This is a genomic window from Microbulbifer okhotskensis (assembly GCF_023895975.1).
Lineage (GTDB): Bacteria > Pseudomonadota > Gammaproteobacteria > Pseudomonadales > Cellvibrionaceae > Microbulbifer > Microbulbifer okhotskensis.
The window spans coordinates 38261-57494 of record NZ_JALBWM010000019.1 but is presented as its reverse complement, the minus strand read 5'-3'; the positions used below and the strand labels follow the sequence as shown (position 1 = coordinate 57494).

The window sequence follows — 19234 nt, the reverse complement described above, 5'->3', positions numbered from 1 at the left end:
GAGCAGTACAGTGACTATGGGGCTATAGCTGTATGAAACTGTCCGAAGTGTTGAATGGTTCACAGATTTTTATAAGTGAAATTAACTGCAAACCACCCCAGGACTGCCTGGCCAGCTCAACAAACAGCGCTTCTTGTGGACCTAGCTGGCGAGATAGGATTTTAAAACTCATACCAACAAAAGAAAATTTTTTAGCCAAAAATAGTATAGACAGATAGATGCCCTCGACCGACATTATGTAACGAGAAAGTATAAAACGTCACCCCTTGCATATAAGCCCCCTTATGATTTCCACATACTTATCCACATATAAAGATACACTTTTTTTACTGAGCAACGGCTCACAATAGCCAAATACAAATACCGCATTTCTATAAGTAGTGTAAGTAATTACTGTTAATGGATTTAGACCATTGGTTTGAGTGACCATGCCTTTTTCTATTTCAAAATATCGCATCTCACCGGCTAGCCGTCTCATGTTGCCAACGTTAGAAACACAAATTCCAGCCGGAAAATAACTTTGCTTTTTTACTGTTTCAGAAGCCATTTTTTCAATGTATTTAGCCTTATAATTCTCTCCCAAATTTTTTGTCATTGGTCGCCGCTTGGCCAAAACCATGTCGATTTGCGATTGTATATAGCTTGCAAGACTCAGAAAGCCTGTCGAAATAAATTCAGGTGGTATTTCTAAACTTGTCGTTTGAGAAAAAGATCCGACATTATCAAGGGATATAGGAGGGACACATAAAACCCTCCCATCCAGAGTCAAAATAATTTCTGTGAAATCCTGATATACTGGTAAGACCCTTGATGCCAGTGCTGCTATAGCACAATATATCGCAGTGAGTTTTACTTTCCCTTTCTTACCTACTTGCGATAATAATTTCGCCGTCTCAGGGGGCATTAACAATGAAGTTGCGCAGGCTCTACGCTCAGAGGCAAAAACTGCTTTCTCAACTGGCCAGTTAAAAACATCTTTACTTTGGTGGATAAACTCTTTTTCTCCCAGATACCCTGCTGCATCTAGGCTGCTCGCTATACTAGCTCGCAGAGGAAGAGACTGGACATCGGATATTTTTCCCTCAGACCTGAGAAAGCCATCCAAATCCAGGCACAACGTCATAATAGAACGTCCATCCAATACCGCATGAACATTCACTATGACAATCCAATCCACTAAACCATTTTTATTGGTATATAGTGTAAGCCCATATACACACTCCTCACTATCTAAACACTTCATGCCATGACGACAGTATTCATCTTCAAAATCCATAGGCTGCGTCAGCTTATGAAGCTGAAGCGGAATGTTTTTAAAGTCCACATCACACACCCAACGCAGTCTTTCCCCTCTTTTTACTCGGGCTCGCAAAATGGGGTGACGCTGGTGCAAGTATGCAAACCCGTCAAGTAATAGCTCAACTGTAACTGGCTCACATATTTTTATGAAGGAAATTAATTGCAATCCCCCTTTTGACTGTTTGGTCAACTCCAGGAAAAGTGCCTCTTGCGGGCCTAGCTCACGGGAAAACACTTTTGACATCATTGGTGTAACTCTACCCCTTCATAAAAACTCTTTGCAGTATAGAGAAAATATATCGTTTTTCGTAATCACCAAAGACATCCATCAAAATAACCATATTGCACAATGAAAATTATCGAGGTATTTTGAACCTTAATACCAATGGACATTCTGTACGCCGAAAATGGATAACTGTTATTAAGTGTATACAGCTTAGGTGAAAAACATTAGCAGGATTGTTCAGGCCAAAAACCAAGTTCACATGCACTTAATTTGTTGTGAACGTCTTGTGGATACACCATCAAAAACCAGGCTAACAAAGACTTCTGAAACTCTCTGCCAGGGGATATTTCTAAAAAAACTCTAACGAGGGTGCCACACAATCAGCGGACCAGCCGCTTACCGGGAGCAACCAAAAGGTGGCGATTCTGTTGACACAAACGAGCATTAATCGAACAACAATATAATTTATGTTATACAGGTTTAATGTCATTGCGGAAATTATAAACTCTCTATCCCTGAAGGATAAACCTTTCTTGATGTCAGCGGCATAACAATTATGCCAATCGCAACATGGGTACGGCAGAAGGTATAATATTATGGAAAACGTCATCTTTACTTTAAGGGAAAACCAATGAATGCAGAAATTAAAATCAAAAAAATACTAAGCATGCTCTACAAAGTTATTTCTGGACCCAAGGGATTTAATCGTGACTGGGAACAGCAGCAGGCTCTGTTCACCCCGCATGCAAAATTGATACGGACTTCTATCGATAAAGAAGGTAAACCCCAAACCACGATTATGAACATCCTGGATTACCCAAACAACTTTGACCAACTAATTGCTGGTAGGGCTTTTTATGAGATTGAAATGCACAATATTATTGAAATATTTGGGAATATTGCCCATGCATTTAGTACTTACGAAGCTTGGGGGGACAAAAATAAAACTCAATTTATCAAAAGGGGAATAAACAGCATCCAATTCCTCAATGACGGTACTTCCTGGAAAATTGTACATATGATCTGGGATGATGAACGCCCAGGATTAACCATGAGCTCCAAATACAATCCTACAGTGATGGCTTAGCGTTATTAACCCGGCGGACTTATTGTTCAGTGCAGCGTGGAATTATACTTCGTGAAATACTTTATTAAAAGTGTAATTTTAATGAACTATTAATCCGCCAGGTTTACACTCTATGCAATTTCACCGGATTGTTGGTAAATGCCTTCTGTGACTTTTCCAACAACTAATTTGGGCTCCGGGCCTTATTTTCTAATGACATCTCATCTACTCAACTACTTGCATTGCTTATCTCCACTTCCCGCTTCCCGCTTCCCGTCGTTGAGTAGCGACAGTCCTTCCAGCAACCAAACAGCCAAGCCTTGCACTAAGCTGCGCTTGCGCCGTAAACTGTACATTCATACAGATCAAGACTGAACAATGTCAAATAAAGAGCCAGCCAAAGTACCACTCTTGCACAAGGGGCGGGGCGCAACCAGTAATATTAGCGGTCGCTTTGAGGGCCTATCCTTTACCCGGGAGAGCGATGGCTGGCAAACCGAGCCCGACATACCCGAGCGGCTGACTACCTCTGCCATAGAGGAAAAATCAAAAACTATCACTGCAACCAATCAGTCACCGGACATTCCCTTCTCTCAGTCTATCAATCCCTATCGTGGATGCGAGCATGGCTGCGTCTACTGTTACGCACGCCCGGCCCACGCTTATATGGATCTTTCACCTGGTCTGGATTTTGAAACTAAGATTTTTTTCAAACCCAATGCTGCAGCTCTTTTAGAGCAAGCTTTACGCAAAAAGAATTATCACTGCAGTCCGATCGCACTGGGTACCAATACTGACCCCTACCAGCCATTGGAGCGGGAGAAAAGGATCACCCAGACCCTACTACAGGTAATGCAGGAGTTTCGTCAACCGGTAACCATTGTCACCAAAAGCCAGCTGGTTTTGCGGGATCTGCCCCTTCTCACCGAAATGGCACAGGATAACCTTGCGCAAATCGCGATCAGTGTCACAACGCTGGATAACACACTGAAACGAAAGCTGGAACCACGCACTGCCGGGCCATCCGCACGCCTGCGTACTATTGAGCAGTTGAGTAGTGCAGGTATCCCGACCGCAGTTCTTGCGGCACCGATGATACCGGCTTTAAATGACAGCGAACTGGAATCCATTCTCACTGCATCCCGAGAGTCAGGCGCTGAACGAGCCGCATATATCCTGCTACGCCTTCCCCATGAAGTGGCTCCACTCTTTCGTGAATGGCTGGAAGTTCACTACCCCGAAAAAGCCAAGCACGTTATGAGTTTGGTGCAACAGAGTCGCGGTGGGAAGGACTATCAAAGCGACTTTTCTCACCGGCGTACTGGAACCGGTGTATTCGCTCAGTTACTCCAACAGCGTTTTAAGGTTGCAGTAAAAAGGCTGGGACTGGATCACCGGCGCCTCTCACTAGACTGCAGTCAATTTATGCCTCCCCCCCTTCCCAATGAACAGCAAGATTTATTTTCTTAATAAAAGAGAATCATCAGGAAAAATTATGACGGAAGAACAGACAAACTACTGGTTTCTCTATCTTATTCGAACCGCCAGCGGGGCATTATATACGGGGATTACCAACAATATTGAAAGGCGTTTTGCCGAGCACTGCAGCAACAGCCGCAAAACTGCTAAATCCTTGCGCGGCAAGGGACCACTCAGTCTTGAGTATATGGTTGAGCTCCCCGACAAATCCTCGGCGTTAAAAATGGAATTTGAAATAAAAAAATGGCCCAAAAGCAAGAAAGAAAATCTTATATTGGGCTGCCAGCCTCTGCCAGAGGCCGACAGCCACTCACATAAAAATAAATTTATTTTATAGTGTTTATTTTGGGGTTAGCAGCCAGGCCTCCTCTCGGGCAGGAACTCGATTTTTGAATCCTCCTGTAATTTCTCTTGTAGTCAACATTTTCACGTCGTATTCAATATCATAATACTCATACAGTTGACGACTGCCCACAGAGAATGGAGGGCCCGGCATAAGCGATTGCTCATATTCGAAGGATATAAGAAGTTGTTGTGCTAACTGAGTAATATCGATTATATGCCGCACATATTGATAACGGATATCTTCCGGCAGAGCCACCAATGCAGCCCGGTCGTAAATAGCCCCCACATGGCCAAGTACATCTTTATTCAAATCAAATATATTTCCAACAAAAATATCAATATTCGAAGCTGAATAACAACTTAATTTACCGACCCTCTCCACCTTAGGAATGATATTCATTTCACTAAAAAGCTGATCTACTGCCTTTTCATTCAGCTCAATGCCCGCCACAGCGGCTTCCTGCTCTAGCAACCAGCCGATATCTCTTGTCTTACCACAGAGAGGCAGAAAAATCCGATCACCGGGGGATAGTGATAGCTTTGGAAAAAACTCAGTCAGGAGTGTATTGCCCGATATCTCATGAAAACCGATATCATCCCTCTGCCACTTATCGTGCCAAAATTCCTCTTTCATTATTGACCTCCTTCACCTGGGAAAGGGGAGTCGGTTCGAATTCCAGAAAAACTCCCCGGTTAAAAAATCAGACTTTAGCGGTCCGTAAGAAAAGTAATTTTCGGTAGTCTTTCAGGGATGCAAGGTTCGGTATTGAGGAAATTCAATGCCGATATCGGGCTCGTATGGTTCTGTAAAAGCCAAAGCAGTAACAAACACCATTGCAGCCGTCACCATTATACGTCTGAACATTGTGCAACACCTCTGTACAATATCACCTCTATCCCCTTACATGCCGATAACTTCTTTGACACCCACCAAAATATCTTTCTATCTCAGACGAGATAGCAACGATAAACTCATTTTTCTACACCGGGAGATCAGCAGGTTGCTACTTCTCTGCGTGGCCAAATTGAATTAACTAAACCCGCGAACACAGCCCCGACAGAGACAGCGGCAATTAATTGAAGATAGGCATCCAGGGTCGTATCCACTTGCGCAAGAAAAGCGATAATAATACCAATGGAATAGCTGGGAAGATTCCTAATTCCAGTCACCAATCCCATCGCCCAAACACTGATGATGGAAAATACCAAGGCGATTGGGACAATCAGGATGCTAGGATCTATCTGCCATTTGTAAGCTGCGGATTGAGCTCCCAGCCCCAGTCCCAGCCCTGTCACCACGCAGACAAGGTTATAACTGCCTGTGCGCCAACCGCTTCCTCTGGAGTGATAGGCTATAACTCCCAATATTGCTACCCAGGTAGGCATGCCACCCAAATAGCCCACTACAGCAGCGACAATCAGCACCGCAAATATTTGTGACCTAAGTAGCTGGGGGGATAAGCCGTCGCGCTTGGTTAACACGCTGAGCCACTTCATAATTTCCACTCCTTCGAATTCACCCTGATTAGAGGTAGGTTTCCTTGCCTAAAACACAGAATCCTTCGTAACTTAAGAAGGGCCTATCTGTGCCTGTCCCTTAACTAGTGGTAGTTTCATGCTTTTTCCAAGCTGGGCGGTAGCAAACTTCTTCCATATTCTTGCCCAATATTGCAAACCCCCTCAATCGTGGCGCCAAAAGGGCCACTGTTCACTCAATCGCGAACTCGATAGGATAGAAACTTGCTCAAGATAGTGAGCAATTACCTCTACGACTTATTCACAGGAAACCGACCAGTTCTGATGCCCAGCCAGCTCCAATAACAACTATTGGAGCACCGAGGCTCTGGAGCCGCATTCTATTAGATTTTTAGGTTATTTTTCTCACAGACTATTACAGCATCTACCAGGGAATTTCAGTGCCGTCATAGCAGTAAAAATGACCTGTTTTTGTGAGCTTTTCGGTCAATAGCAACCTTTTTAGCCCTTTGACGCTCTCTTCTGCAGAAATCAGCGCTCCAGGCCCCCCCATATCTGTTTTTACCCACCCCGGATGCATGGCAATCACACTAATCCCCCTTTCACTCAGATCAATGGATAAACTTTTAACAACCTGATTAACCGCTGTCTTTGAAGTGCGGTATATATAACCCCCGCCGGACCGGTTATCTGCAATGCTGCCAACCTTACTACTGATAAATGCGATTATTTTATACTCACTGGCAGCGACATTTTCGTAAAAGGTTTCTGCCAACATATACGGAGCAATAGTGTTGGACTCCAAGACACGGCGCCACTCCCCCCTGTCGACAGCCCCAAACCCCTTGCCTTTTGGCCCGTAATAAGCGGCATTATTCAGCAATATATCGATCGGCTCTCCCTTCAGGGCCCTACCCAGTGAAATCATCTGCTCATAATTAGTCACATCCAGGTGAAGCGGCTCTATTCTCGGAAACCTTTCTTGTAGTCCTTTAAGCTTGACGGCTTTGTCGGGCGCCCGACAACAGGCCAACACCCGCCACCCCGCTTTTGCAAACTGGGCACAGGCCTCAAGACCAATACCTCGATTACAGCCTGTTATCAGTATGGTGCCAGACATGTGAGCTCCTTAAATGGTATTCTTGCGGAAAGCGATCATAGCAACTGTATAGCAATGTATTACTCTCTCGGCGACCTCCTGTGGCTTTCTCTGTTTTTTGTGATTCTGTGGTATATCTGGGCCAGCATGGCCGCCAAGGAGCATGTGCGCCGCGCCGCTTCTGATCACTGCCGGCAGCTCGGGGTCCAACTGCTGGACGATACCGTACTGTTAGTTCGTACACGGATAAAACGGGATCGGAGGGGGCTTTTCAGCCTTCACCGCAGTTATGAGTTTGAGTTTACTTCAACAGGACAACATCGCTATTCAGGCACTGCAGTACTTCACGGAAATCGTATAGAGCAACTGCAGCTGTCTCCCCATCATGTGAGTTAGAGGTAGCACCCCATGAAACGCGGCTTATATCGCCACCACAAAGGAAACCTGTACGAAGTTCTGTATACCGCCAAACATAGTGAAACAGAGGAAGACTTGGTTGTATACCGGGCCCTCTATGGCGAGTATGGAGTCTGGGCACGGCCACAGAAGATGTTTGCTGAATTGGTATACAAAAATGGCGTAACATCCCCCCGCTTTGAGCTGATTCAACCATTCAACTTGAATTCAAACCAATAGCTTTAACAGGCTGTTGAAAAGGTATTTTTCGTCAGCCGCTCAACATTCAGGGCTAAATCGGCCTCATATAATGTGGCCGATTGTCGCGACGGAAGCGCGGAAATTCGATGTAAACTTAAATTGAAAATTCCGTAAAAGGCCTTTTTTCTTTAACCTGCCAAACATCCCCTTTCGGGGAGTAGCCCCTGGCAAAAACTGCCCCCCCTCACCAAATCTGTACTTGGCCACTCAAAACTCAAACCGCCCTACATTATTTCAGGGCTTCAGATTGAACAACAAAAATTCCAAGTTCGATGGCGCCTAATAGGTTATTTCCCCGGGGCCGAGATAGCTTACACATGCCACACAAATCCTCCAATTTCACCGTATTGAAAATACGACCCCCTTCAATCTTGGCGACAATCCAGCGTACTGCTAAGAAACAGTAAGAAGCTAGACTCTGTATGGGCGTGGGTAGAACGGTTCGCCATAGGTACCTGACACTAAAGCCCGGCGACCCCACTCAGGAATATAGTGGCGACTGGTGTCGACTTCTATTTTTTTTGAAAAGACACATAAGGCTGTCATTCGTAGTTCTCTATAATTAGCTTACTTTTTCGATCCAATTAAATGAATTAAACGCCGGATATTTGATTCGGGTCTCACCTGTAAAATTCAGTTTTCGGGGGAATTCCCTGAGCTTTCCCAGATTTCATTATTGCGACATAAATCGGTCAAGTCCGTGCAATAATCGATTTGTAACTTGTCGGCATGCGAGGCTTACCGATGAACCTAAAGAGTTTTGATGTGTCCGTTGTGCTGTATATGGCTGGACGGGCATCGCGCCCCGGATCGCGACGGCGCTACCTTTGGCTGTCCAAGTCCGGCGATGGCTGGGTTGCCGGCGTCCTATTTTTCACCTACGTCTGGCTGACCTCCGCCGTTCAGCTGTTATACCTTGCCGGTACTGCAGTTGCCTTGGAGCGATCTCTCTATTGGGGGATTAAAAACACAACACGCAGACTTCGCCCACCTCAAGTCATTCCGGGGATGCGCTCTGTCATTGTCGCCCATGACCGCTTTAGTCTCCCCTCTGGGCACACGTCATGTGCTTTTTTATTTATAACTGCAATGACTATACATGTGAGTCCCATCTGGAGTTTTGGTTATATATGGGCTACCTGCGTCGGTGCTGCCAGGGTTGGCCTTGGGGTTCACTTTCCATCTGATATTTGTGCCGGCGCCATATTGGGAACCAGTGTTGGCTTAATAATGAGTATTGCTTTTTTATGAAGATACTTTACGGTGTCCAGGCCACCGGTAACGGGCATATCTCACGCTCACGAGCGATAGCCAAGCAGCTACAAAAGTATCCAGAACTGGAAGTACAGTGGCTATTCTCAGGGCGTGCCAAAGAAAATCTATTTGACATGGAGCCCTTTGGAAATTTTTGGTGGCGAAAGGGAATGACTTTTGTACATAGCTACGGCCGCCTAAATAATTTTGCCACGCTCAGGAGGATTAATCTCGGTCAATTTATCAAGGATGTTAAAGACCTTCCCATTCAGGATTTTGATCTGGTAATCAGTGATTATGAACCGGTTACTGCCTGGGCGGCAAAGTTACAAAAGAAGCGGTGTATTGGCATTGGTCACCAATACGCATTTGAATACTCTATTCCGGTGCCGCGCTTTAAATGGGCATCCCATAAGGTTCTGCGATCATTTGCACCGACGAAGGAATGCATTGGCTTACACTGGCATCACTTTGGAAATCCCATTCTTCCTCCGATTGTGCCACCTCAGCCAGTACCAGATAGCAACTCGGGCAAGCACATTCTTGTTTATTTACCTTTTGAACACCCCATCCCCATGCTGAATGAGTTGGCCAAACTAGAATACAAATTCATCGTATATGGCGTGCCGCAACACCTGCCCACCGCTGAGAATATCCAAATAAAAGCACCATCAACCGATAGGTTCCAGCAGGACCTGGCAAACGCCAAAGCTGTTATCTGCAATAGCGGCTTTGAATTGCTGGCAGAGACTCTAGTATTGGGTAAGCCTATCCTCAGCAGACCCTTAGCCAATCAATTTGAACAAGAGGCCAACGCCAAGGCGCTAGAGCAATTGCAATTGGCGAAGGTCGTCAAACGGATAGACGCTACAACCGTCAGAGCCTGGCTGGAAAATTTGCCACAGGCATTGAAAATAGTCTGGCCCGATGTCGCGGCTGCCTTGGGAAAATGGATTGCTGCAGGCTGCACACAACCCTCCGCCGAACTCTCTGCCGAACTCTGGCGCAAAGTCGTGCCGAAACCTACCAGGGGGATATTGCCGGCATATCAAGTGGCTCCCGAGTAACCTGCAGGTCTAAATATCGCCAAGTCTATTCACACAATCAGTCATTGCCGAGTGCAACCTCCCCACGTTTACTTATACTCTTGAGCTGCGGCTTTATCGGTCCATTCAGTTTCGATATTCCGCATGCTAATACGATAAATTGCCCAAAAAGAATAACGTAAGAGGTAAGCATGGCTCACCAACTGCTCAGCGAGCGTGAAATTAACTTTTTATTGTACGAGTTTCTCGATACCGAGGCACTGATAAAGCGTCCTCGGTACAGTGATCATTCCCGCGAAATTTTCGATGCCACCCTGAATACAGCGCACACCATCGCAGAAAAATTTTTTGCCAACCACAATGCTAAGGGTGATGCCAATGAGCCGAGCTTTGATGGAAAAACTGTCAGCGTTATCGAAGAAACCAAAGCTTCCTGGAATGCTTTTGCCGAAGCAGGTTTTTTGGCTGCCCACTGCGACGCTGAAGAAGGTGGCCTACAGCTGCCAGAAGTCATTTTACGCACCGCTTTGGCTTATATGGCCGCTGCAAATATTGCCAGTGCCAGCTACCCTTTCCTGACCATCGGTGCTGCCAACTTAGTCCGCACTTTCGCCAGTGATTCACTTAAAGAAAAATTCCTTGCACAAATGCTGGATGGTCGCTCTGCCGGGACTATGGCGCTAACTGAACCGGACCAAGGGTCTGCACTTTCAGATATTCGCACCAGTGCAACCCCCACAGAAGATGGCACATACCGAATTCATGGACAGAAAATGTATATTTCCGGTGGGGATCAAAACCTCACTGATAATATCGTGCATTTGGTCCTGGCAAAAATAAAAGGCGCTCCCGCAGGAGTGAGGGGAATTTCACTTTTTCTGGTTCCCAAATATTTAGTTGACGAAAGCGGTCGGCCCGCTGAACGTAATGATGTGAAGCTCGCGGGTCTGTTACATAAAATGGGCTACCGCAATACCACCTCAACCGTGTTGAACTTTGGCGAAGAGGAGGGAGCTATCGGCTACCTAATCGGTGAACCCCACTGCGGTCTGAAATACATGTTTCAAATGATGAATGAGGCTCGTATCAGCGTAGGCGCTGGAGCCTCAGTACTCGGCTACCAGGGTTACACCTACTCTCTCGACTACGCCAAAGGCCGCCCCCAGGGACGTTTACCGTCCAACCGCGACCCCGAGTCCAAGCAAGTGCCCATCGTTCAGCATGCCGACGTACGCCGAATGCTGCTAATACAAAAAGCCTATGCCGAAGGCGGGCTCTGTCTCAGCATCTTTGCTACCTCCCTTTATGAAGACGAACAAACCGCTGCCACTAAAGAGCAGCGCCACCATGCTGCCACTCTGCTCGATTTATTGACCCCAGTAGTAAAATCCTGGCCGTCAAAATACTGTTTGAAAGCCAATGAATTGGCGATCCAAGTACTCGGTGGCTCCGGCTACATTCGCGAATACCCGGTAGAACAGATGTATCGAGATAACCGGCTAAATGCAATTCACGAAGGCACTGAAGGTATTCACGCCCTGGATTTACTCGGCAGAAAAGTACCAGCCAAGAATCTGGCGGGCTACCAGCTTTTGCAAGCGGAGATCCGCAATACCGTCATGCAGGCGAGGGACAAACCGAAGCTTGAATCCATGGCCAAAGCCTTGGAAAAAGCCTTGGAAAAACTCGATGAAACCAGCTTCGCTCTATTCAATCAGCTACAAGAGGATGTAGATCGAGGCCTGGGCAATGCCACTTTGTATCTCGATCTATTTGGCTGCATTGTGGTGGCCTGGATGTGGCTCAAGCAGGCAATCATTGCTGAAAAGGCGCTGGAGACAGTGCCTGACGGGGACGCACAGGATTACTATCAGGGTAAGTTACATACCGCTAAGTATTATTTTGAGTGGGAGTTGCCAAAAACTGATACTGCTATTGCTCTACTTAAAAGTGGCAACCCTATCCCGTTCGATATGCAGGAAAATTGGTTCTGACTAGGCGGGCCTCAGGCTACGACGGAGATTACAGCTGTACCGTAATTTCCGTTCCTCCCTCGGATAGGGACTGGGCACTAATCCGCCCCTCATAGTTCTCGACAATATCGACGACCACTGCGAGGCCAATTCCCTGTCCTGACTGCTGCTCATCAGCACGCACACCGCGCTGGGTAACCGCTTTCCACTTCTCTTTATCGAGGCCGGGACCATTATCGGTAAGCCGAATTGACAGCTTGCGACCATCGGCAATATTTTCAATCGCAATCCCTATTTGTCCTGCGCCGTACTTATAGCCATTATCCAACAGGTTACCCAGTACCTCCATCAAATCACCCTCATCACCATAAAACAGCGTATCTTCACTACAAGCACTTTGTACTTCACTGGGTTTACTGCGATACACCTTCTCAAGAGCATCGAGTATTTTATGTAACAGCGGCGCTACCGGCGTACCGCGGAGAATAGATTTTGGCGAGCTGGTTACTGCGCGCTGCAACTGGTAGCTAATAATGCTATCCATACGTTGCACCTGGTCAGTCAGAGTGCGGCAGGCAGTATTCGAATCCCCACTAAATTTGAGCCCTTTCAGCACGGCCAAGGGCGTTTTCAAACTATGGGCCAAGTCTGCAAGGGTATGTCGGGTCTTTTCCCGTTGCCGGCGCTCATTTTCAATCAGCAGATTCAGATTGTCGGTCAGTGGGCGCAACTCCCGGGGAAAATTTCCTTCAAGTCGGTCTGCACCACCGCGTTGCATATCCTGAAGCGCATTCGCCAGAGCGTTCAGCGGAGCAAAACCCCAGCGCAAGACCAACCACTGGGCAAGAATTAACAGCAGCGCACCCAGCCCCAGCCAGTGCCACATGGTTGAACGAAATTGACCGACTTGAGCCTGCAGCGGGGCTGCATCTTCAAGAACGGCAAAGGTAAACGGGTTTTCATTTTCCAATCCCCAGGCAACCCCCTGGCGAAAGCTGCTGTAATGGCTCTCCTCACCCGGGACCGATACTTGGGTATAAGACTGCTGCCCCTGAAGCAGGGGGTAAAACTTCAGCTGCGGCATCGCCAGTGCAGACTCAGAGCGCCAAATCACCCGGCCATCACTGTCGATAACGGCGCCCACCAGACCGGTATCCGGCTGGTTAAAGCGCTGTTCAGGCAACTCCGGTGGCAGAATCAGTGAGTTGCCCTCCGGCTCTGCTACCGCCAGTAAGGTGTATATATAGAGCTGCAATTCCCGCTGCTTAGCTTCATCGAGTGAAGTTCTATATGCGTGCTCCAATACACCGGAGATCAGCAAGACGAAACCTACCAGCACCAGGCTCGTCACCAGTGCCAGGCGGCCTTTTAGAGAGTTAAACAGGTAGGAAATTACAGACAACCCGATTGACTTCACTGCGGTATCACAAAACGGTACCCGCGCCCACGCAGGGTTTCTATCGGCTTGAGATTGGCCGCAGTATCAATCTTTTTACGCAGACGCCCAATGAACACTTCGATCACATTACTGTCCCGATCGCAGTCCTGTTCATAGATATGTTCAGTCAGCGTCGTCTTTGACACTACCTCATCAGGATGCAACATCAAATACTCAAGTACCTTATATTCAAACGAGGTCAAATCTAGCTCTATTTCATCCACAGTCACCCTTTGCGCACTGGTATCCAGGGCGATAGGTCCAGCCTTGATGGTGGGTGAAGAGAACCCAGCCGAGCGCCGTACCAGGGCATTCAGGCGGGCGAGTAGTTCTTCGGTATGAAAGGGTTTGACTAGATAATCATCACCCCCGGCTTCCAAACCGGATACTCTCTCCTGCCAGTGCCCACGGGCCGTCAGGATCAGGATGGGAAAGTGCTTATCCTCGCGGCGCAGTGTTTCGATAACCTGAATACCATCTATCTTGGGCAAGCCCAGATCCATCACTGCAATATCGTAAGGGTATTCACGCCCCAGATAGAGGGCTTCCTCGCCATCTGGCGCTTCATCAACCGTGTATCCAGCGGCACGCAGGGACTCTGCCAGCTGCTGCCGTAGTAATGCTTCATCTTCGACTAATAGTGCGCGCATAGTACTTACCTTATTCTGCTCGCAGGTGCTTGGCTAACGGGAGATACGGCCACTCTGCTTATCTACAAAAACCACATAAACCTGGCTTTTAGCCGACAACCCCTTCACTCGGTAAACTGTCCTTCCCTGCCGGTTGGTCTCAGATATCGATAGGATCTTGCCACCAAAACGCTTCTTTACCAATGAAGCGGCCCGGTCCCTGGATATCTCTCCACCTTGGACACGGAGAAATTGAGGATGAAAACTCTCTCGCTCGTAGGTGGCGTAACCGTTTAGGGAGGCGGTGCAAAGCGCTGGCAAAAATACGGTGACAAAAGCAAAAAGACCTAAAAAAGCACGGCTAGGTTTCACGGTGCGGCTCCTGTGGATATCCAATTTTCCACTCTCCTATAATCTTCCGGCCGCCCTCAGCCCAGCTCAAAGAGCCGGCGAGACTGCGACACGAACCCGGATTCTATCGCCCGGATGGTGGTCAGTGCGAGTCAAATAAACCTGACCATTATACCGATAGCGCACATCGTATCCGACTAATTCCCTTCGCGAAGAGTATTCGTCCACCACCCGGCAGCGGGACTCGGTAGTGTAATAAACCGGAGCACTGGCCCGGCCAATTTGATTACCCACCAATGCGCCGACCAGTGCGCCCGCTACTGTCGCGCCACCCCGGTTGTGGCTGCGGTGATAGTGGTGCCGCCCGCGATGACCGCGATGACCGCGATGACCGCGATGACCGCGACCGCCCAGATTGTTGCCAATGGCCGCCCCGATCAGGCCACCTACCACGGTACTTGCCGGAGAAACCGGCTCACGATACGCGACTTGCTCATCCCGGCACTGGGTCGTTGGAGTGGTAACCTGAATATCGGTATAGATGGGGGTCACTTCAGTGACCGGTGCGTAGTCATAGGCATCTCCGGCATAGGAGTTCACATAACCCCGAGGTCCTGCACTCGCTGTAGTACTCAGACCCACCAGTGCTGCTACTGCCACACCCGCGATAAGCTGTTTATATAATTGCACGATCAATCTCCCGCTAGTCATCTACGGGAAGCAGAATAATCAAAAGGATCTGAATAGACACTGAACTAAACCAAAGGTACCTAAAGACGTCAACCTTTACGCCGCCTTTTACCCTCGAGATGTCGGTCACCTCGGGCCTTCGCCTCTCTAGCGCGGTCTTTTCTGGGCCTGCCGCCCTTTGATTCGCGCCAGCGCTCGCGCACCCGCTCGCGCTGCTCGGGAGACATCTCCCGGAACTTCTTGCGCGCCTCGCGGATACGTTGGCGTTTCTCCTGCGGCAACTTGCGATACTGCCGGTAAGATTCACGCAGCTGTTGACGGCGCTCCTGCGGCAGTGACTGCCACTTCTCAAACTGTTGGCGCGCACTCCTGCGCTGTTCGGGGTCCATCGAGTTCCAGCGGCGTGCACCGCTCACTAATTTGTCCCTTTGGCTTTCAGACAACTGGGGCCAGCGCTGCTCCATCCCCTTCAACAAGTGGCGGTCGCTCTCACGGAGGCTTTCCCACTCCAATGACCAAGCAGTATTGCCCCACAACAACAAGGCCAGTATTGCCAAGTGCTTGCTCCGCTCAAGCAGGAACCTAATCATGCCCCTCCTCCAGCCAGGTATCTCCAACCTCCGCCTTCCTCAACGATTGACTCGGCCCCTGGGCAAGTTCGGCGTCTTCGGGCATCACAATATCACCCTGCTCATCGGCCCACTCCTCGACAAACAGCAAAAAGTCCTCAGCCAAAGGTTCACTCTCTTCTGCGTGGGATATCCTGCTAACTGCCAGTAAAGCCATGATCACAATGGATAACACACTACTAGGAGTGCTCATCCAATTCCTCCGCCAGCCACTGGTAAAACTCCATGTTTTCAATCATCTCGATATCCACGTCTTCATCCAGAAGCCAATCGCTCGTTGCCAGTACTTCCGCATTGTCATCAGTACTTAATACAGGCCATATCAGGGCCACAAATAGCGCTGCTGTGCAGGCCCCCACAGCAATAAAACCCGGCCAGTATTGCACTGCCCTACTCTGCTCCTGCACACCGGTACGGATTCTGCGCAACCTTGCTTGCGTCTCAGTGTCGATGGTATTTTCCCGGCGCACCACTGCCTCACCAGCTACTTTAAGCAGCTGGTAATCGTCAATTGGGAAACCCTCACCTGAATTTTTCATTCCATCGCCTCCAGATGAACACGCAAACTGCGCAGAGCTCGGGATAGATGTGTCTTTACACTACCTTGACTGCAAGCCATGGTCTGCGCTGTCTCACTAACATCAAAGCCCTCCACACAACGTAACAAAAAAGCCTGTTGCTGGCGCGGGGGCAATTTTCCAATGGCACAATCAATAGCATCTATTGTGCGTTCTCCCACCAAGACACTATCCGGGCTGCGACCGTTCGGATCGGGGAACTCACACAGGTCCCACTCATCCCCCGCCCCACTCACAGGGAGTTTTTCCTTGAGCAGTTGCCAGCGTGATAGGTTTTTCCTGCGTCGGTGCCAATCGGTAATGCGGTTATTAAGAATGGTAAAAAATAGTGGTCGCCACTCCTGGCTATTCCGGCCACTATAATTTTTAACCAGCGCCAGCATAGCGTCTTGCACTATATCCAGCGCATCGTCACGGTTACCTACAGCGAACTTGGCCATAGTAAATGCCCGCTTTTCCACCGAAGCGAGAAATTGATCCATCACTGCCGATTGAAGTCCTTTTGCGAGGATGCAATCCTTCTACGGCAATTAGTTCGCCGCAACCCAATAAATAAAGCCAACTACAGCCTGTGGTGGTTAATCGTTATCGCGGTTGTGCGATTTATGGTGGCGCTCTTTCCGCCGCTCACTGCGTTCATTTCTCCGATCGTATTTATTATCCACCCGTTCGCCCTTCTTATCGAGTTTCTCATTGATTCGTTCACCTTTCTGGTCAAGGCGGCTGTCAATTCGATCGCCCTTGCGGTCGAGGCGCTCAGCCAATTTATCATTACCATTGGCCGCAGCCTGCTCGGATCTTTGATCAAGGCGCTCATTAATACGATCACCTTTATTGTCGAGTCGCTCCTCAATTTTATCGCCCTTTCGATCCAAACGCTCTTCGAGGTGATCGCCGTGATCATGCCCCGCTTCCACCTCACTATCAGTTTCAGCCTGAAGAGAAAGTGGGTAAATCAAGCTTACAGTCAACACTGACAGCCCTATCAGCTTATTCATAAATTGCTCCAGTTCCGTGAACAAAACCCCAAGGGGGAAATACCACTGACTAAAACGCCGGTTTGCCGAGTTGGTTGACAGGTCCCACTTTAAAACTGGAACCTATGTAGCATTTGAGAAGAGGTTGAGGCACAAGCCGTCTACCTCCCATTAGCCTTCAACAATTTCTGGGCCCGGTACTTCTTCGCCGAGCCATCGCTGCGTTAGCGTGCCCGCAGTCATGGCTCCATTGACGTTCAAAGCTGTCCGCGCCATATCGATCAAAGGCTCAACGGAAATCAACAGCGCCGCAATAGTAACGGGCAGCCCCATCGCCGGTAAAACCACCAGCGCGGCAAAGGTTGCACCACCGCCGACGCCGGCAATACCAAAAGAGCTGATCATCACCACCGCAATTAAAGTGCCCAGCCAAATTGGATCCCAGACATCAATCCCCATTGGCACCGCCACCATAGTCGCCAACATTGCCGGATAAATGCCTGCGCAACCATTTTGACCAATGGTGGCGCCAAAGGATGCAGAAAAATTAGCGATAGCCGGGGATGTACGCAACTGATCTACTTGAGTTTCCACATTCAGCGGTATGGTGGCGGCACTGGAGCGCGAACTAAAAGCGAAGACCAGCACAGGCCAAACCTTGTTGAAATAATGCAAGGGATTAACACCGTTCAACAGTAACAGCAACCCATGTACCACAAACATCAGTCCGATCGCAGTAAAAGAGGCCAGTACAAAACCCAGTAAATTGACGATATCGACCAAACTGGATTTTGCAATCAGGCTGGTCACCAAGGCCATCACACCATAGGGTGTAAAGGCCATTACCAGGCGCACCAACTTCATAATCCACACCTGCGCCACATGCACAAAACGCTCGATCGCTGCACCTTCCTGCGGGAACTCACGGCGCACCGCCAGTGCCGCCAGCCCCAGCAGTACAGCAAAAATCACCACGGCAATAACTGAGGTCGAGCGCGCGCCGGTCAAATCTAGAAAAATATTTCTCGGCACAAAAGTAGTGATAATTTCTGGAATTGAGAGGTCAGTCACACGATCGATACGCTGGTACAGTACCTCTGCTCTTGCCGCCTCCCGCGACCCCTCCACAAGCCCCGCGGCGGACAGGCCAAACAGCTCTGCCATAGCGACACCGATCAAGGCTGCGATTGCTGTGGTGCAAAGAAGTACCCCCAATACAGATCCGCTAATTTTACCCAGGGCCTGGGTGTGGCTTACTTTTACCACGGCGACCAGAATTGAGGTCAGCACCAGAGGCATCACGAGCAGATACAAAAGATTGACATAACTCGTTCCGATCATTTGCACCCAGGGGATTACTTCGGCAGGCATAGTTCCCCAGCCTTTGGACAGCTGTAGGATACCCCCAAAAATCGCCCCCAGAATTAAACCGGCAAGCACGGCCGGAGCAAGAGAATCGCGGTCTCTCTGCCAACGATAAAGCCCATATAGCAAAACAATAAACAAAAGCAGCAATACAAACGAACTGATATGCATAAGATCTGAATCCCACCCCGGAGCAAAACGGAAAGTGACGGAATGCTATCAGCGATCCGCCATGGCCCTATAGTCGCGTTAGTTATAGTTTTATATAGCTAGGCTAGTGGCAGTCCCTATAAGTCGAGCGCCGATAGAAAATCTTCCGAGTCCTGAGGACCTACCAGGGTTTTCCTCCACTGGCCATCGGCACCGATAATAAAAGTGGACGGCAGCACTTCGGGCTTGGGCTGCCCCCAACGTCCCAGGGGCTCTGAAGCGAGGACGGGGAACTCGATACCCAGTTTTTCCGCCTGCACCTGGATTTCAGCAGCTGACAGAGCATCGAAGTTCACCCCAATCACCACGATATTTTCATTGCGCTGGTTGAGCTGGTTGAGCACCGGCACCTCCTCTCGACAGGGCTTGCACCACTCAGCCCAATAATTGACCAACAATATTTTGCCGGACGTATTTACCGGCTCGCCCTCCAGGCTGCTCAAAAAC

At 48.7% G+C, this 19234-nt stretch carries 23 protein-coding genes; 8 read left to right on the top strand and 15 right to left on the bottom strand.

The annotated features are described in order from the left end of the window. Positions 1-259: 259 nt before the first annotated feature. A complete protein-coding gene (locus tag MO867_RS06875; protein WP_252465541.1) occupies positions 260-1546 on the bottom strand; it encodes a condensation domain-containing protein in 1287 nt (428 codons plus the stop codon). A gap of 610 nt (positions 1547-2156) precedes the next feature. On the opposite strand from MO867_RS06875, the gene MO867_RS06870 reads away from it, so the two are divergent. From MO867_RS06870 to MO867_RS06860, 3 genes are all read left to right on the top strand, one after another. Further along, positions 2157-2612 carry a hypothetical protein gene (locus MO867_RS06870; protein ID WP_252465540.1) on the top strand — a complete coding sequence of 152 codons (456 nt, stop codon included), beginning with the start codon at positions 2157-2159 and terminating at the stop codon, positions 2610-2612. A 357-nt stretch (positions 2613-2969) separates the two neighbouring features. Beyond that, a complete protein-coding gene (locus MO867_RS06865) occupies positions 2970-4061 on the top strand; it encodes a PA0069 family radical SAM protein (protein WP_252465539.1) in 1092 nt (363 codons plus the stop codon). 25 nt (positions 4062-4086) lie between these two features. Continuing rightward, positions 4087-4407, top strand: coding sequence for a GIY-YIG nuclease family protein (locus MO867_RS06860; protein ID WP_252465538.1), 321 nt, complete (start codon positions 4087-4089; stop codon positions 4405-4407). Positions 4408-4410: 3 nt separating this feature from the next. On the opposite strand, the gene tmpT is transcribed toward MO867_RS06860, so the two are convergent. From tmpT to MO867_RS06845, 3 genes are all read right to left on the bottom strand, one after another. Next, positions 4411-5049 carry a thiopurine S-methyltransferase gene (tmpT, locus tag MO867_RS06855; protein ID WP_252465537.1) on the bottom strand — a complete coding sequence of 213 codons (639 nt, stop codon included), beginning with the start codon at positions 5047-5049 and terminating at the stop codon, positions 4411-4413. 359 nt (positions 5050-5408) lie between these two features. After that, positions 5409-5912: a DUF1097 family protein gene (locus MO867_RS06850; RefSeq protein ID WP_252465536.1), complete on the bottom strand. Its 504-nt coding sequence runs from the start codon at positions 5910-5912 to the stop codon at positions 5409-5411. 403 nt (positions 5913-6315) lie between these two features. Further along, complete coding sequence (locus MO867_RS06845; RefSeq protein WP_252465535.1) at positions 6316-7011, bottom strand: SDR family oxidoreductase; 696 nt, start codon at positions 7009-7011, stop codon at positions 6316-6318. Here MO867_RS06845 and MO867_RS06840 point away from each other — a divergent pair, their 5' ends adjacent. From MO867_RS06840 to MO867_RS06820, 5 genes are all read left to right on the top strand, one after another. Then, complete coding sequence (locus tag MO867_RS06840) at positions 7012-7386, top strand: DUF3301 domain-containing protein (RefSeq protein ID WP_252465534.1); 375 nt, start codon at positions 7012-7014, stop codon at positions 7384-7386. Positions 7387-7398: 12 nt separating this feature from the next. Continuing rightward, a complete protein-coding gene (locus MO867_RS06835) occupies positions 7399-7626 on the top strand; it encodes a DUF1653 domain-containing protein (RefSeq protein WP_252465533.1) in 228 nt (75 codons plus the stop codon). Between the two features lie 765 nt (positions 7627-8391). Beyond that, a complete protein-coding gene (locus MO867_RS06830; protein ID WP_252465532.1) occupies positions 8392-8898 on the top strand; it encodes a phosphatase PAP2 family protein in 507 nt (168 codons plus the stop codon). After that, positions 8895-9968, top strand: a complete 1074-nt coding sequence (locus MO867_RS06825) for an MJ1255/VC2487 family glycosyltransferase (protein ID WP_252465531.1) — start codon at positions 8895-8897, stop codon at positions 9966-9968. The genes MO867_RS06830 and MO867_RS06825 overlap by 4 nt, the downstream gene beginning before the upstream one ends. A gap of 170 nt (positions 9969-10138) precedes the next feature. Beyond that, positions 10139-11941, top strand: a complete 1803-nt coding sequence (locus MO867_RS06820; RefSeq protein ID WP_252465529.1) for an acyl-CoA dehydrogenase — start codon at positions 10139-10141, stop codon at positions 11939-11941. 28 nt (positions 11942-11969) lie between these two features. On the opposite strand, the gene MO867_RS06815 is transcribed toward MO867_RS06820, so the two are convergent. From MO867_RS06815 to MO867_RS06765, 11 genes are all read right to left on the bottom strand, one after another. Further along, on the bottom strand, positions 11970-13337 hold the full coding sequence (locus tag MO867_RS06815; RefSeq protein ID WP_252465527.1) for an ATP-binding protein: 1368 nt from the start codon (positions 13335-13337) through the stop codon (positions 11970-11972). Next, positions 13334-14008 carry a response regulator transcription factor gene (locus tag MO867_RS06810; protein ID WP_252465525.1) on the bottom strand — a complete coding sequence of 225 codons (675 nt, stop codon included), beginning with the start codon at positions 14006-14008 and terminating at the stop codon, positions 13334-13336. Before MO867_RS06810 ends, MO867_RS06815 begins: the two co-directional genes overlap by 4 nt. 33 nt (positions 14009-14041) lie before the next feature. Then, positions 14042-14359 (bottom strand): PepSY domain-containing protein, encoded by a 318-nt coding sequence (locus tag MO867_RS06805; RefSeq protein WP_252465523.1) that lies wholly within the window; start codon positions 14357-14359, stop codon positions 14042-14044. A 66-nt stretch (positions 14360-14425) separates the two neighbouring features. Further along, the gene (locus tag MO867_RS06800; protein ID WP_252465521.1) at positions 14426-15028 is read right to left on the bottom strand and encodes a glycine zipper 2TM domain-containing protein; all 603 of its coding nucleotides are present in this window, start codon (positions 15026-15028) and stop codon (positions 14426-14428) included. An 89-nt stretch (positions 15029-15117) separates the two neighbouring features. After that, the gene (locus MO867_RS06795; RefSeq protein WP_252465519.1) at positions 15118-15618 is read right to left on the bottom strand and encodes a DUF3106 domain-containing protein; all 501 of its coding nucleotides are present in this window, start codon (positions 15616-15618) and stop codon (positions 15118-15120) included. Further along, positions 15611-15850 carry a hypothetical protein gene (locus MO867_RS06790; RefSeq protein ID WP_252465517.1) on the bottom strand — a complete coding sequence of 80 codons (240 nt, stop codon included), beginning with the start codon at positions 15848-15850 and terminating at the stop codon, positions 15611-15613. Before MO867_RS06790 ends, MO867_RS06795 begins: the two co-directional genes overlap by 8 nt. Then, positions 15837-16196: a hypothetical protein gene (locus MO867_RS06785; RefSeq protein WP_252465515.1), complete on the bottom strand. Its 360-nt coding sequence runs from the start codon at positions 16194-16196 to the stop codon at positions 15837-15839. Before MO867_RS06785 ends, MO867_RS06790 begins: the two co-directional genes overlap by 14 nt. After that, positions 16193-16717, bottom strand: coding sequence for an RNA polymerase sigma factor (locus MO867_RS06780; protein ID WP_252465545.1), 525 nt, complete (start codon positions 16715-16717; stop codon positions 16193-16195). The genes MO867_RS06785 and MO867_RS06780 overlap by 4 nt, the downstream gene beginning before the upstream one ends. A 96-nt stretch (positions 16718-16813) precedes the next feature. Next, the gene (locus MO867_RS06775) at positions 16814-17233 is read right to left on the bottom strand and encodes a hypothetical protein (protein WP_252465513.1); all 420 of its coding nucleotides are present in this window, start codon (positions 17231-17233) and stop codon (positions 16814-16816) included. Positions 17234-17383: 150 nt separating this feature from the next. Then, complete coding sequence (locus MO867_RS06770) at positions 17384-18748, bottom strand: L-cystine transporter (RefSeq protein WP_252465512.1); 1365 nt, start codon at positions 18746-18748, stop codon at positions 17384-17386. 116 nt (positions 18749-18864) lie between these two features. After that, the gene (locus MO867_RS06765; protein ID WP_252465511.1) at positions 18865-19230 is read right to left on the bottom strand and encodes a TlpA family protein disulfide reductase; all 366 of its coding nucleotides are present in this window, start codon (positions 19228-19230) and stop codon (positions 18865-18867) included. Between the last annotated feature and the right edge of the window lie 4 nt (positions 19231-19234).